Genomic DNA, 13,391 nt, shown 5'->3' on the forward strand with positions numbered 1-13,391 from the left:
TACAGGGGGGTTGTGGCGTGGCGGGGGCGGCGGATGGGCGGTGCAAAAATAACGTGGGGGCCCTCTTCCAAAGCGCCGGGCGATGCCTAGAATAGCCGCTCAGTTGTGGTCCCCTATAACGCTGAATCTCCCCTCCCCGAGCCAACATGTCCAACGCCAATCCCTGCCTTGAGTGCGGTGCCTGCTGCGCGCACTTCCGTGTGTCTTTCTATTGGGGCGAATGCACCTCGGCCGGTGGCCTGGTGCCTGATGAATGGGTGGTGCAGGTAACACCCAACCGGGTGGCCATGCTGGGCACCGAGTCCAGGCCTTCGCGCTGCGTCGCCTTGGTCGGCGATGTCGGCAAGCCCGGGGTTGGCTGTTCCATGTACGCCCAACGCTCCAGCACCTGCCGAGAGTTCGACGCATCCTGGGAAAACGGCGTGCACAGCCCTTCCTGCGATACCGCCCGCGCGGCGTACGGTTTGCCGCCGTTGCCCGCACCAGGCCTGCTCGGCGCCGCCAGCGAAGCGCTGACGGTGATCACCATCCAGTGAACGCCGGGGGTGTCAACGATGTCCATCTGCACATCCCCAGCAACCTCCGTTTACTCTTTTCTTCTTTCAAATCGACGCACTCGGGCGATTAGCAGATACTACGCCAGTATTTCGCCAGTTTCCCGATCAGGAGCCACGCATGGCCGCGCTGCAAAATCACACCGTCCAAACATTCGAGTCGCAAAAAGACACCATCGTCGGCCAGTGGTTGGCCAGCCTCGAGGCCAGTGGGGCCACGCGCAACATCAAGGAAGACGACCTCAAACAGCAAACCCGCGAGTTCTTCGAGCAACTGCTCATCGCGCTGAGCAGCGGCGACTCGCAGAACATTGCCGGCGGCCAATGGGCCGAAGTCCGTCAACTGCTCGAAAAGCTGTCCCACAGCCGTGCCCTGTTGGGTCACGACTCGCACCAGACCGCGCATTTCATCTTCGCCCTCAAAGGCCCCCTGTTCTCGGTGCTTCAGCGCGCCTACGAAACTGAACCCGCGCTGCTGGCCTCCGAGCTGCTGCAAGTGTCGGAACTGCTCGACGCGCTGGGCATGTACACCATCCGTACCTTCCAGAAGTCCCGCGAGATGGTCATCAAGCGCCAGCAAGAAGAGCTGCTGGAGCTGTCCACCCCAGTGGTCAAGCTCTGGGAAGGCGTACTCGCGTTGCCAATGATCGGCACGCTGGACTCGCAACGTACGCAGGTGGTGATGGAGTCCTTGCTGCAACGCATCGTCGACACCGGCTCGGAAATCGCCATCATCGACATCACCGGTGTGCCCACCGTGGACACCCTGGTGGCCCAGCATCTGTTGAAGACCGTCACCGCGATTCGCCTGATGGGTGCTGACTGCATCATCAGTGGCGTGCGTCCGCAGATTGCCCAGACCATCGTCCACCTCGGTCTGGACCTGCAAGGCGTCGTCACCAAGGCCAATCTGGCCGACGCCCTGGCCCTGGCGCTGCGTCGCCTGAACCTGACCGTCAGCAAGGCGGACTGAGCCCATGGAGCGCATCCCTATATTGCAGATGGGCGCGTATCTGCTGGTGACCATCCAGGTCGACATGCATGACCAACTCGCCCTGACCTTGCAGGACGATCTGTCGGAAAAGATCAGCAAGACCTCCGCCCGTGGCGTGTTGATCGACATCTCCGCGCTGGACATGGTCGACTCCTTCATCGGTCGCATGATCGGCACCATCTCCGGCCTGTCACGGATCATGGATGCCGAGACCGTGCTGGTCGGGATGCAACCGGCCGTGGCCATCACTCTGGTCGAGCTCGGCATGACCCTGCCCGGCGTCAGCACCGCGCTGAACGTCGAGCGTGGGATGCGCCTGCTGCAGGAACGAGTCTCGTCATCATGAACGTGGTCAACAGCGGCACCCAACCGGTTCGGATCGAGCAGGATGTGGTCCTGGCCCGCCAGACCACGCGCAAGCTGGCCCAGGATTGCGGCATGCGCCTGATCGACCTGACCAAGCTGGTCACGGCCGTCAGCGAGCTGGCGCGCAATACCATGGTCTACGGCGGTGGCGGCGACATGGATTGGCAGGTGCTCGACGACGGTGCGCGCAAAGGCGTGCGCCTGACCTTCCGTGACGAAGGCCCGGGCATTCCCGACCTGAAGCTGGCCATGACCGATGGCTGGACTTCCGGTGGTGGCCTGGGCCTGGGCCTGACGGGAGCACGGCGGCTGGTGGAGGACTTCGAGCTGGACACCGAGCCTGGCAAGGGCACACGCGTGACGATCGCCCGATGGACATGACTTTCCCCAGTGCAATCACCCAGGTGGTCAGGCTCGAAGAGCAGAGCCAGGTGGGTGAGGCTCGACGCTGTGCACAGAAACTGGCCGATAGCCTTGGCCTGGACGCTACGGATGGCGGGCGCGTGGCCCTGGTCGCCACGGAGCTGGCCAGCAACGTGCTCAAGCATGCCGGCCACGGCGAGTTGCACCTGCGCGCCCTGCCCCACCCTGAAGCGCCCGGCGTGGAGTTGCTGGCCGTAGACCGCGGCAACGGGTTTGACGTACACGCGTGCATGGCCGACGGCTTTTCCACCCGCGGCACCCAAGGCATCGGCATGGGCGCCTTGGCGCGCCAGTCCGAGGTATTCGACGTGCACAGTGACAGTCGCGGCTCGGTGGTCTTGGCACGGCTGTATAAAGGTCGCTCGCAACAGGCTGAGCGGCGCCTGGGCGTTACCCAGCATTCATTGCACGACGACCCGGCCTGCGGCGACGCCTGGCAGGTCAGTTTCAGCAGCGACGGAATCAGCGTCCTGGTGGTGGACGGCCTGGGTCACGGCGAAGAGGCAGAAAAGGCCGCTGGTTTTGGCTGTCAGGCCTTCGGTCTGGCGCCTTTCGCCCGTCCCGAGCAGGTGCTGGAGGATATGCACCAGGCCATGAACGGCAGTCGCGGCGGCGCCGCTGCGCTGGCCCAGTACCTGTATGCCAGCGAGCAGCTGCACTTTGCCGGCATCGGCAATATCGGCGCATGCCTGGTCAGCCCGGGCAAAACGCGCGGGCTGGCGTCCCATCCCGGTATCGTCGGCGCACAGTTCCGCCGCGTGCAGCCGTTCAGCTTCAACGACTGCACCGGCCAACTGCTGGTGATGTACAGCGATGGCCTGCAGTCGCGCTGGAACCTGATAGATTATCCCGGCCTGGTGCACCGCCACCCAGCCGTCATTGCTACCGTCCTGCACCGCGACTTCTGCCGCGGGCGTGACGATGTCACCGTTGTGGTCATTGCGTTGGAGCCGGCCCATGTCTGAACCCCTGCCCCTGGATCCCGCCGCCCACGCGGCGCTGGTCAAGCAGTTGCGCGCCGAGGCCGAGGCGCTTCGGGCCGAACTGGATGAAACCAACCAGGGCGTGTTGGCGCTTTACGCCGAACTGGACAACCAGGCAGAAGAATTGCGCCAGGCGTCGGACCTCAAAAGCCGATTTCTGTCGTACATGAGCCATGAGTTCCGCACGCCCCTGGGCTCGATCCTCAGCATCACCGGCCTGCTCGCCGATGAAGTGGATGGCCCGTTGGCGGCCGAACAGCACAAACAGGTGGAGTTCATCACCGGCGCGGCGCGGGAATTGAGCGACATGGTCGACGACCTGTTGGACCTGGCCAAGATCGAAGCCGGGCGCATCTCCATTTCGCCAGCCTGGTTCGACATGCTCGACCTGTTCTCGGCCCTGCGCGGCATGTTCCGACCTATCGTCAATGCCTCCACCGTGGACTTGATCTTCGAGGAGCCGGTAGGCCTGCCGCGTCTGTACACCGATGACAAGAAGCTCGCCCAGATCTTGCGCAACTTCATTTCCAATTCGCTCAAGTTCACGGTGTCGGGCGAGGTGCGGGTGTCGGCGAGCCTGGAGAACGAGCAGCAGATACGCTTCGCCGTGACCGATACCGGCATCGGCATCCCGCCCGAGTTGCATGGTGCGCTGTTCGAAGACTTCGCCCAGATCGACTCACCATTGCAAAAGCGCCTGCGTGGCACCGGCCTTGGGCTGTCGCTGTGCAAACGCTTTGCCGAGCTGCTCGGTGGCCACGTGGGGGTGCACAGCAGCCCCGGCGTCGGCTCGACCTTTTTCGTAGTGATTCCCCTGGCAGTCGCCCCGGAGCCTGCCCATGATGCGTAACGTGCGCGTACTGATCGTCGACGACAATGCTGCCACGCGCTACGCGCTGCGTAGGCGCCTCGAGCGGCACGGTATCGTCATCCAGGAAGCCGGCACCGGCGGCGACGGGCTGGCGATGATCGCCGAACAGGTCCCGGACGCATTGATTCTGGACGTCAATCTGCCGGACATGAGCGGCTTCGACATCGTCAGGGAGCTGCGTGCCCTCCCCGCTACCGCGCTGTTGCCGATCGTCCACGTGTCGGCAGCCTCTATCCAGACCGGTGACATCATTACCGGTCTGGAAGCCGGCGCCGATGCCTACCTGATCCATCCGGTGGATCCGGATGTACTGCTGGCCACGCTGCGCACGTTGTTGCGGGTCCGCGATACCGAGAACGCTCTGCGCGAAAGTGAGGCGCGCTTTCGGGAAATCTTCGCCAACATCGCGGCCCCCATCGGCGTGATCAACCAGCAATTGCAGGTGGTCGAATGCAACCATGCTTTCGCCCGGCTGCTCCCCCTGGGCGAACCGTCGGCCAGTCTGCTGAGCCGTTTCGCTGACGGCCAGCAGGAAGTGATCGAGGATCTTCAGGTGCGCCTGAGCCACGACGAGCGCTGGCGCGGCAACCTGACCCTGCTGGTTGATGGTCAGCCCCGGGACACCGAATGGCAGCTGTCGCCCTACCGCGCCCCCGGTCAAAGCCTCGTGTTCATCGAAGACGTCACCGAACACCGCCAGCGTGAACGCCAGCAGCGCCTGCAACTGGCCGATGCGCAAACGCTGCTGGCCCAGGAAGTGGCCGAGCGGGCCCGCACCGAGACGCAACTGCTGCAAGTGCAGAAGATGGACGCCCTGGGCAAGCTGACCGGAGGCATCGCCCACGACTTCAACAACCTGCTGACCGGTATCATCACCGGCCTGGAGTTGATCAAGAAGCGCGCCATCGGCAGCAACCCGCAAGCCCCAGCGCTACCGGCCCAGAGTGCAGTGATCCGTTACGCCGACGCCGCGCTGCAGTCGGCCACCAACGCCGCGGCCCTCACCCATCGCATGCTGGCCTTTGCCCGCCAGCAGCCGTTGGACACCCGGCCCATTTCCATCAACGAGCATGTGCACTCGCTGGAGGACCTGCTACGCCGAACCATCGGTGAACGCATCGCCTTGAGCCTGGACCTGACCCATACGGCAGCGATTGCCATGGTCGATCCGATCCAGTTCGAAAGCGCGGTGCTCAACCTGGTGATCAACGCCCGTGATGCCCTGCCCCATGGTGGCAACATCAGCTTGTCGACCTTCGCAGCCTATTCGCGTGGCGACAGCAGCCTGGCCGATGGCGACTATGTCGTGCTGTCGGTGCGTGACGATGGCACGGGGATCGATCACAGCATTCTGGACAAGGTGTTCGACCCGTTCTTCACCACCAAAGCGGTGGGCAAAGGTACCGGGCTGGGGCTGTCGACCATCTACGGCTTCGCCCGCCAGTCCGGCGGCGACGTGCGAATCCGCAGCTTGCTGGGCCACGGCACCGAAGTCACCCTGATGCTGCCTGCCGGTACCGCCCTGGCCTCCCAGCCCAGCGAGCCGGTGCAGGTAGAAAATCGGGGTGCCGGCGAGCACATTCTGGTGGTCGAGGACATGGCGTCGGTGCGCATGTTCGTCATCGAAGCACTGACCGATGCCGGTTACCGCTGCACCGAGGTCGACAGCGCCACCGATGCTCTGGAGCGACTGCGCCAGGATGCGTCGATCCAGCTGCTGCTGACCGACGTTGGGCTGCCGCAGATGAACGGCCGCGACCTGGCCGATGCCGCCCGCCTGCATCGTGCCGAGCTGCCCGTGCTGTTCATGACCGGCTATGCCGAAAATGCCCTGGACCTGCAAACGTTCCTCGAAGACCGGATGGATATGGTGATCAAGCCGTTCCGCATGGGCGATTTGCTGGGGCGTATTGCCCACCTGCTCGAATCCGAGCCCTCGACCCCGGTAGGTGCTGCGGGCTGACCCGATACATTTGCCAAGGAACGCAGCATGATCTCGTCGATGCTCAATCATCCCATCCTGTGGGGAGGCATGGTGCTCCTGACGGATCTGCTGGCCTGGAATCTGCTGCATCTGCGCCATCGGGCGGCCAAGATAGGTGTCCGCCTGGGGCTGTTCCTGCTCTACAGCGTGGTCATTATCGAAGCCGGCATCTCGCCCCTGGAGGCGCCCAGCTGGCCCGATGCCGGCCTGTTCCAGTTCGCCGCCACGGCGTTGGCGATCCTCTGGTGGATCTACCTGGCGAGGGTGTTGACCGAGATTCTCGGCCTGGTACTGACCCGGCGCATCGGCCACAGCGGGCGACTGCTGCAGGACGTGATCGGCGCCCTGGTGTTCCTGGTGGCCATCGTCGCCGCTGCCGGATACGTGATGCAGCTGCCGGTGAAGGGTTTGCTGGCCACCTCCGGGGTGATGGCCATCGTCATCGGCCTGGCCTTGCAGAGCACCCTGAGTGACGTGTTCTCGGGAATCATCCTCAATACCACCAAGCCGTATCAGGTGGATGACCTGATCAGCATCGACGGCACCGAAGGCAAGGTGGTGGATATCGACTGGCGCTCCACGCGCCTGCTGACCTCCTCGGGCAGTACCGCCATCATCCCCAACTCGGTGGCCGCCAAGGCCAAGATCCTCAACCTGAGCAAGCCCAGCAACGCCCATGGCGTATCCATCAGCCTGTTTCTGCCCAATCACGTGCGGCCCCGGCGCGTGCTCGATGCACTCGAACGCACCTTGCAAGGCAGCCGGGATCTGCTGGCCGAACCTGCGCCCAGGGCCGTGCTCAAGGCCGCCGGGGAAACCTCCAGCGAGTATGTCGCCAGCGGCTTCATCAGCTCACTGGCCAAACGCGGCGAGGTGCGCAATCAACTTTTCGATCTGGCCTTCCGGCATCTGGATGCGGCCGGCATTGGCCACCAGGAAGGCGGCAACCGCTCCGCGGTGTCTCGGGCGCGGGAGATCCTCGAGGAGGTGAAGATCTTTCGTTCCCTGAGCGAGGAAGAAAAGGACCAACTGGCCCAGGGCATGACCGCGCGCGAGTACAGCGCCGGTCAGACAGTGCTGGCGGTGGGCGATGTGGCTGATGGGTTGATGGTGATCGCCACGGGCGTGGTCAGCGCCGCCCTTGCCGAAGGCAAAGAATGGGTCGAAGCTGGGCGCATGGGGCCGGGTGAGGTCATGGGTGAACAAAGCATTCTGGCCGACAGCCCGTCCGCTGCGCGCTTTACCGCCTTGACGTCGTGCGTGGTGTACCTGATCGACAAGCAGATCACCCGCCGTTGCATGGAACAACGAGTCACGGTGGGCAAGGCGTTGAACAAGTTGCAGGCGGTGCGTACGCAGAACGCCGAATCGTTGCTGTTGCACAAGCCGGTGGCGGTGAGCAAAGGTGGTTTTCTGAGTTGGCTGGGCAAGCGGTGATTTGGGGGTGATGTGGGGGTGATGTGGGTGTCTGGTAGGGCCTCTTCGCGGCTGGACGCCGCTCCTACAGGGGCGTGCTGGGGTGTTTATCACCCCAGCACGCTGTGCAGGAACTGTCGGGTCCGGGCTTCCCTGGGTTGGCTGAAGATCTGCGCCGGCGGCCCGGCCTCCACCACCCGCCCGCCGTCGAAGAACACCACGCGATCCGCCACCTCACGGGCAAATCCCATCTCGTGGGTCACCACGATCATGGTCATCCCTTCCGCCGCCAGGCCCTTCATCACGTTCAGCACTTCGTTGACCGTTTCCGGGTCCAGCGCCGAAGTCGGCTCATCGAACAGCATCAGCTTGGGGCGCATGGCCAGGGCCCGCACGATGGCGACCCGCTGCTGCTGACCGCCAGAAAGCTCTGACGGATAGCCCTCGGCCTTGTGCTTGAGCCCCACCCTGTCGAGCAGCGCCAGCGCGGTTTCCCGGGCTTGCTCCTTGCTCGCCCGCTTGAGCTTGACCGGCGCCAGCATCATGTTGGCCAGCACCGTCATGTGCGGGAACAGCGTGTAGTCCTGGAACACCATCCCCACTTCCTCACGCAGCCTGGCCAAAGCCTTGTGGTCCCCTGCCCGCACCCCTTCCCCGCCGGCGATCACTACAGTGCCCGCCGAAGGCTCCTCCAGACTGTTCAGGCAGCGGATGAACGTCGACTTGCCCGAGCCACTGGGCCCGATGATCACCACCACCTCGCCGGCGGCGACGTCCAGGTCGACGCCCTTGACCACGGCATGCTGGCCGAAGCTCTTGTGCAAGCCGCGCACGGTGAGCATGGCGCTCACAACCCGGCCTGCTGCCGCGTGGCGGCCTGCAACGCCACGCCGGCCCTGGCGAAACGTTCACGCTTGGCCAGGTTGGCCTCGCGCTCGGCGCCCAGGCGCGCGCTGGCATTCTCCAGCCCCGGCAACAGCGAGCTCAGCGCCGGGCCACCAGCCGAGGCACGGGCTTGTACATTGGCTGTCGGATCAAGGCATTCACGCACCTTGGCCGCGTCCAGCTTCAGTGGATGCCCCAATTGCTCCACCGCGCAGGCATCGACCATCGCCGTGTCGATACGATGCGCCGGCAGGCCCGCGTCCATGGCCATGCGCACCACGGCCCCCACCACATGGTGGGCTTCGCGAAACGACAGATCGGCATCGCGCACGATCAGGTCGGCAAGCCCGGTGGCCGTGGAGAAATCGGCACCGGCCCGGCTCAGCGCCAGATCGACATTGGGTGTGGCAGTGCGCACCACCAGCTCCAACAGCTTGATGCAGCGCAGACTTTCTTCCGCGGCTTCCCAGAAGCCACGCGTACCCTCGCGATTGGCATCCCCGGTGTGGGAGAAGTTGCTGCCCTTGATGGTCACGCTGGCGCCCATCAGCAGGCCGACGATGTGCCCGGTGCGGCCCTTCAGGTATTCGAGGACGGTGGGGTTTTTCTTCTGCGGCATGATGCTCGAGGTTGCCGCCACGCTGTCGGGAAAATCAATCAGGCTGAATTCGTGGGTGCTCCAGACGAAGTAATCCTGAGCCACCCGGCTCCAGAACACTGACAACAGGCTGAGGTGCGACAGGCTTTCGAGAATGAAATCCCGCGAGCCCACGGCATCCAGGGCGTTTTCCAGATAACCGTCGAAGCCCAGTAGCTCGGCGGTACGGTCGCGGTCGATGGCGAACGGCGTGCCGGCGAAAGCGGCAGCGCCCATGGGGCTCTGGTTCATGCTGTCCAACGTCTGCGCCAAACGCTGACAGTCACGCTGCAAGGCCTGCTCCACCGCCGCCAGATAGTAACCGTAGGTGATCGGCTGGGCCGGTTGCAGGTGGGTGTAACCGGGCATCACCACCTCGGCATACACCTTGGCGTTGTCCAGGGCGGTCTGGCGCAGCTGAATCAGCGCGTCGACCAGATCCAGCAGCAGCTCGCGGCAGCGCAAGCGGTCCAGGGTCGCCAGAATATCGTTGCGGCTGCGGCCGGTGTGCAGGCGCCCGCCGATGTCGGCACCGATCTGCTCGATCAGGTGCGCCTCGTAGTTGAAGTAGGCGTCTTCCCGGGAAGGGTCCAGCTCGACCACGCCCGGCCCGGCGGCTTCCATGTCCAGCACGCCTTTGGCCAGCACCGCAGCATGCTCGTGGCGGATCAAGCCCTGCTCGGCGAGCATCACGATGTGCGCCTTGTTGACGTTGCCCAGGTTATCGAAACCGTCGGCGAAACCTGCCAGGCGCGGACGGTAGATGAACTCGTTGACCTGCGGCGCCGTGGTTTCTTTCAAGCGACGACTGACTTTGGACTCTTGCATGATGAACCCCTTAACGGTTGGCACGCAGCGCCGGGCGACCCAGGCGGCGTTCGAGATAACGGCTGAGCCAGCTCAGCAACGAACAAATGACGAAGTAGACCACCAGCACCAGGCCGTACACGGTGAACGCCGGGCTGACGCCGGTCATGACCGTGGCGCGCTCGATGATGATCTGCCCCACCTTGAGGAATTCGCCGACGCCCACCAGCGCGCCCAGCGAAGTAGCTTGCACCAGCATGGTCAACAGCCCGGTGTAGGCCGGCAGGATCGCGCGCATCGACTGCGGTGCGATCACGTACAGGTAGATCTGCCAGGGGCGCAGCCCCAGGGCCCAGGCGCTCTTCCATTGGTGCCGAGCGACCGACTCCAGGCCACCGCGCACGATCTCGATGCCATTGGCGCTCCCCCAGAGCGTCAGGCCGGTGGTCACCGCAGCGAACGGGCTGAGGTCCAGGCCCAGCATCGGCGCGCCGAAGAAGATGAAGAACACGTTGACGATTAGTGGAATCGAGCGGAACAGCTCGACATAACCGTGGATCACGGCCCGCAGAACCGGGTTTTTCAGGGTCGCCAGTACCCCCACCACCATGGAGATCAGGGTGGTGAAGAGCAGGATGACCAGCGCCAGGCGCACGGTCATCCACAACCCCTTGGCGATGAACCCCCAGTTTTCGATGACGAAATTCATACCGGCCTCACTGCCTGAAGGGGCGTTGCAGACGGGCTGACAAGCGCCCGGTCAGAAGGGACAGCACCGCGACCAGCGCCAGGTACATCACGCAGATGGCGCTGAACATCTCGATGGCGCGAAAGTCCGTGGCGATGCGATCCACCGCCACGAATGTCAGCTCCGCCAGGCCGATGGCCTGCAGGTACGAGGAGTTCTTGAGCAGCGAAATGGCGGTGTTGAGCATTGCCGGCAGGCTGGTCCTGAACGCGATCGGCAGCGCCACCAGGCGCAGGTACTGCAAAGGCCGCAGGCTCAACGCCAGACTTGCCTCGCGCATGCCGTGCTCGACGGTGGCCAGACCACCGCGAACGTTCTCGATCTGATACGCACCCGCCCACAGCGACAGACACATGACCCCGGACCAGAACAGCGACAATTCCAGACCGATGGCGGGGAGCCCGTAGAAGATGAAGAACAACTGCACCAGGATCGGTGTGTTGCGAATCAGCTCTACGTAGGCCACCACCAGTTGAGCCAATAGCGGCACCTTCATGACCCGCAACGCACCGCCGACCACCCCGATGAGCAACGAGAGCACGATGGCCAGCAGCGATACCCGCAAGGTCATCAGCACCCCGTCGAGCAGGGCTGGCCACTGCGCAAGCAGGTAATTGACGTCGAAATCCATGGAATGCGCCTTAGAGTTTTTCTTCAGGCTTGGCCTGTTCGAAGACGCTCAGGTAGTAGCTCTGGATGTTCTCGGGCACGAACGCTTTTACCCAGCCGCGGAACAGGCGTTCCTCGTGCATGCGGGCGATCGCAGCGCTGAGGTAGTCGCGCCAGGCTTCGTCGTTCTTGCGCACGCCGATGGCGGCATCGGAAATCTGGAACGGTTCGCCGATCAAGCGGGCGTTGGCATCGTTGGCGGCCACCACCACCAGCGTGGCGGCATCGTGGGTGTAGGCGTCGGCACGGCCCTGGCGGAACGTCTGCAAGGCGTCGGCGGCGCTGTTCATGCGCAGGGTCTTGACCTCGGGCATATGGTCTTCGAACCATTTGGCCTGGACCGAGCCCTTGAGGGTGGCGAGGGTCTTGCCGTTGAGGTCGGCGATGCGCTTGATCGGGCTGTCCTTGGCGACCACGACATCACTGGCGCCCCAGCGATAAGGCGTGGTGAAGTCGATTACCCGCTGGCGCTCCGGGGTGACGCCGAGGGTCGCGATGAGGAAATCAACCTTGCGCCCCAGCAGCTGCGGCACACGGTTTTCGGCGGTGACACAGGTGAATGTGACCTTGTCCCTGGAGCCGAGCGCCCACTCGGCAATCTGCCGGGACATCTCTACTTCGACACCGGCAAACTGGCCGTTGCCATCTTGAAAACCATAGGGCGGTTGGTCGCAGCGAACGCCTGCGCGCAGTTGGCCCATTTCCTTGATTTCAGCGGGGACGGCGGGAAGCTCGACGGCCTGCGCGAAGCCGGCCAGGGACAAGCACGCGGCGGCGATAACGGTACCAAGGGTTTTGCGTGAGAACGACATAGTGCCTCCTGTGGGTAGACCTTCACGGCACGCAAGACACGGGCCATGCAACGACTTCAAGGGCAGAACCGGAAAAGGGACACGCAGGCTTCAGGCCTGGGGAAGCATCGCGGCCATCTGCGTGGCACCGTCGACATGGCCATAGTTATAAAGCCTCTGGCCCATGCCAACAAATGACAATACAGTGGTCGTCCATAACAGATTGATATGGGGTGCCCATGAACTTCAAACAGGTGGAAGCCTTCCGCGCGGTCATGCTCAGTGGCTCCATGACGGCTGCGGCGGCGTCGCTGCACACGTCGCAACCCAACATCAGCCGATTGATTGCGCAGCTGGAACGTCAGAGCGGCTTCAAGCTGTTCGAGCGTGTGGGGGGACGATTGCAGCCCACCGATGAAGGCGCGGCGTTGTTCGCTGACGTGGAGCGTGCGTTCATTGGCCTGCACAGCATCGAGCAGGCCGCGCAGAACATTCGCCAGGGCGGTACGGGGCGCTTGCGCATTGCGGTGGTGCCCTCGCTGTCGCTGACGGTGCTGCCGCGGCTGGTGCAGCGGTTTCGCCACGGCAATCCCGATGCTTCGGTATCGATTCATACCGGCGACTCGCCGACCGTGGCGCACTGGGCCGGCTCGCAGTTCTGTGACATCGGCCTGGCGTCCTATGTGGGCGATGAAGCACCTGGGGTGGTCGCCCGGCAGGTTGCGGATGTGCCAGGGGTTTGCGTGTTTCCGCAGGGGCACCGTCTAGGGCAGTTGCAGCGGGTCACGCCTCGGGATCTTGCCGGTGAGGAGTTCATTTCGCTGCTGCACAGTGACGGCTCCAGGACGCGGGTCGACCGGGCTTTCGCCGATGCCCAAGAAGCCCGTCGACTGACCCTGGAGACACCCTATGCCGGTACGGTCTGCTCGTTGGTGGGATTGGGTCTGGGGGTGAGCATCGTCAATCCGGTGGTGGCGCGGGAGTACCTGCACACGGGGCTGGAGACCCGCCCATTCGAACCGCGCATTGGTTTTTCGACCTATGTGCTGCTGCCGGCGGATCGCCCGCAAAGCCTGTTGAGCCAACGGTTCGCGGTGTTGGCCGAGCAGGTGATGGAGGAAGTGACGCGGGAGTGGCAGTAGGTGGCTCTTGGCGGGGGATTTGTAGTGCCTGGGCTGGCCCCATCGCGGGCAGAGCCCGCTCCCACAGGGGGGTGGTGGGGGGGGTGGGATTTGTGGTGTTTGGGCTGGCCTCTTCGCGGCT

General features: G+C 64.0%; 14 protein-coding genes. 9 read left to right on the forward strand and 5 right to left on the reverse strand.

Annotation, left to right across the window (positions count from 1 at the left end; translation table 11 throughout):
- The first annotated feature begins 146 nt into the window (after positions 1-146).
- The 8 genes from B3397_RS17625 to B3397_RS17660 all read left to right on the forward strand — a co-directional run bounded on the left by B3397_RS17625 (position 147) and on the right by B3397_RS17660 (position 7,612).
- A complete protein-coding gene (locus tag B3397_RS17625; protein ID WP_296252559.1) occupies positions 147-536 on the forward strand; it encodes a YkgJ family cysteine cluster protein in 390 nt (129 codons plus the stop codon).
- 139 nt (positions 537-675) lie between these two features.
- Positions 676-1,527: an STAS domain-containing protein gene (locus B3397_RS17630; protein ID WP_296252560.1), complete on the forward strand. Its 852-nt coding sequence runs from the start codon at positions 676-678 to the stop codon at positions 1,525-1,527.
- Between the two features lie 4 nt (positions 1,528-1,531).
- The gene (locus B3397_RS17635) at positions 1,532-1,894 is read left to right on the forward strand and encodes an STAS domain-containing protein (RefSeq protein ID WP_296252562.1); all 363 of its coding nucleotides are present in this window, start codon (positions 1,532-1,534) and stop codon (positions 1,892-1,894) included.
- Entirely contained in the window at positions 1,891-2,295 is a 405-nt protein-coding gene (locus B3397_RS17640; RefSeq protein WP_296252563.1) for an anti-sigma regulatory factor, read from the forward strand. The genes B3397_RS17635 and B3397_RS17640 overlap by 4 nt, the downstream gene beginning before the upstream one ends.
- On the forward strand, positions 2,292-3,302 hold the full coding sequence (locus B3397_RS17645; protein WP_414704405.1) for a SpoIIE family protein phosphatase: 1,011 nt from the start codon (positions 2,292-2,294) through the stop codon (positions 3,300-3,302). The genes B3397_RS17640 and B3397_RS17645 overlap by 4 nt, the downstream gene beginning before the upstream one ends.
- On the forward strand, positions 3,295-4,170 hold the full coding sequence (locus tag B3397_RS17650; RefSeq protein WP_296252566.1) for a sensor histidine kinase: 876 nt from the start codon (positions 3,295-3,297) through the stop codon (positions 4,168-4,170). Before B3397_RS17645 ends, B3397_RS17650 begins: the two co-directional genes overlap by 8 nt.
- The gene (locus B3397_RS17655) at positions 4,160-6,154 is read left to right on the forward strand and encodes a response regulator (protein WP_296252568.1); all 1,995 of its coding nucleotides are present in this window, start codon (positions 4,160-4,162) and stop codon (positions 6,152-6,154) included. The genes B3397_RS17650 and B3397_RS17655 overlap by 11 nt, the downstream gene beginning before the upstream one ends.
- Positions 6,155-6,181: 27 nt before the next feature.
- Positions 6,182-7,612, forward strand: coding sequence for a mechanosensitive ion channel family protein (locus tag B3397_RS17660; protein WP_296252570.1), 1,431 nt, complete (start codon positions 6,182-6,184; stop codon positions 7,610-7,612).
- Between the two features lie 89 nt (positions 7,613-7,701).
- Here B3397_RS17660 and B3397_RS17665 read toward each other — a convergent pair whose 3' ends face one another.
- From B3397_RS17665 to B3397_RS17685, 5 genes are read right to left on the reverse strand one after another with little or no spacing between them, the layout of a single operon-like run.
- Positions 7,702-8,433 carry an amino acid ABC transporter ATP-binding protein gene (locus tag B3397_RS17665; protein ID WP_296252581.1) on the reverse strand — a complete coding sequence of 244 codons (732 nt, stop codon included), beginning with the start codon at positions 8,431-8,433 and terminating at the stop codon, positions 7,702-7,704.
- 5 nt (positions 8,434-8,438) lie between these two features.
- The gene (argH, locus tag B3397_RS17670) at positions 8,439-9,941 is read right to left on the reverse strand and encodes an argininosuccinate lyase (protein WP_296252572.1); all 1,503 of its coding nucleotides are present in this window, start codon (positions 9,939-9,941) and stop codon (positions 8,439-8,441) included.
- Between the two features lie 10 nt (positions 9,942-9,951).
- Positions 9,952-10,629, reverse strand: a complete 678-nt coding sequence (locus B3397_RS17675) for an amino acid ABC transporter permease (protein ID WP_296252574.1) — start codon at positions 10,627-10,629, stop codon at positions 9,952-9,954.
- A 7-nt stretch (positions 10,630-10,636) separates the two neighbouring features.
- Positions 10,637-11,299, reverse strand: coding sequence for an amino acid ABC transporter permease (locus B3397_RS17680; protein WP_296252576.1), 663 nt, complete (start codon positions 11,297-11,299; stop codon positions 10,637-10,639).
- A gap of 10 nt (positions 11,300-11,309) precedes the next feature.
- Complete coding sequence (locus B3397_RS17685; RefSeq protein WP_296252578.1) at positions 11,310-12,149, reverse strand: transporter substrate-binding domain-containing protein; 840 nt, start codon at positions 12,147-12,149, stop codon at positions 11,310-11,312.
- Positions 12,150-12,367: 218 nt separating this feature from the next.
- Between B3397_RS17685 and B3397_RS17690 the strand changes: the two genes are divergently transcribed.
- Complete coding sequence (locus tag B3397_RS17690; RefSeq protein ID WP_296252579.1) at positions 12,368-13,270, forward strand: LysR substrate-binding domain-containing protein; 903 nt, start codon at positions 12,368-12,370, stop codon at positions 13,268-13,270.
- Positions 13,271-13,391 lie beyond the last annotated feature (121 nt).

The organism is Pseudomonas sp. UBA4194, from assembly GCF_002379585.1.
In the GTDB taxonomy this organism is placed as follows: Bacteria; Pseudomonadota; Gammaproteobacteria; order Pseudomonadales; family Pseudomonadaceae; genus Aquipseudomonas.

What these genes read in the sequence shown, in the direction of transcription:
- B3397_RS17675 (WP_296252574.1), bottom strand. Translation starts at nt 10,629, where the DNA reads ATGAATTTCGTCATCGAAAACTGGGGGTTCATCGCCAAGGGGTTGTGG.
- B3397_RS17645 (WP_414704405.1), top strand. Translation starts at nt 2,292, where the DNA reads ATGACTTTCCCCAGTGCAATCACCCAGGTGGTCAGGCTCGAAGAGCAG.
- B3397_RS17660 (WP_296252570.1), top strand. Translation starts at nt 6,182, where the DNA reads ATGATCTCGTCGATGCTCAATCATCCCATCCTGTGGGGAGGCATGGTG.
- B3397_RS17680 (WP_296252576.1), bottom strand. Translation starts at nt 11,299, where the DNA reads ATGGATTTCGACGTCAATTACCTGCTTGCGCAGTGGCCAGCCCTGCTC.
- B3397_RS17690 (WP_296252579.1), top strand. Translation starts at nt 12,368, where the DNA reads ATGAACTTCAAACAGGTGGAAGCCTTCCGCGCGGTCATGCTCAGTGGC.
- B3397_RS17640 (WP_296252563.1), top strand. Translation starts at nt 1,891, where the DNA reads ATGAACGTGGTCAACAGCGGCACCCAACCGGTTCGGATCGAGCAGGAT.
- argH (WP_296252572.1), bottom strand. Translation starts at nt 9,941, where the DNA reads ATGCAAGAGTCCAAAGTCAGTCGTCGCTTGAAAGAAACCACGGCGCCG.
- B3397_RS17685 (WP_296252578.1), bottom strand. Translation starts at nt 12,149, where the DNA reads ATGTCGTTCTCACGCAAAACCCTTGGTACCGTTATCGCCGCCGCGTGC.
- B3397_RS17635 (WP_296252562.1), top strand. Translation starts at nt 1,532, where the DNA reads ATGGAGCGCATCCCTATATTGCAGATGGGCGCGTATCTGCTGGTGACC.
- B3397_RS17665 (WP_296252581.1), bottom strand. Translation starts at nt 8,433, where the DNA reads ATGCTCACCGTGCGCGGCTTGCACAAGAGCTTCGGCCAGCATGCCGTG.
- B3397_RS17655 (WP_296252568.1), top strand. Translation starts at nt 4,160, where the DNA reads ATGATGCGTAACGTGCGCGTACTGATCGTCGACGACAATGCTGCCACG.
- B3397_RS17650 (WP_296252566.1), top strand. Translation starts at nt 3,295, where the DNA reads ATGTCTGAACCCCTGCCCCTGGATCCCGCCGCCCACGCGGCGCTGGTC.
- B3397_RS17630 (WP_296252560.1), top strand. Translation starts at nt 676, where the DNA reads ATGGCCGCGCTGCAAAATCACACCGTCCAAACATTCGAGTCGCAAAAA.
- B3397_RS17625 (WP_296252559.1), top strand. Translation starts at nt 147, where the DNA reads ATGTCCAACGCCAATCCCTGCCTTGAGTGCGGTGCCTGCTGCGCGCAC.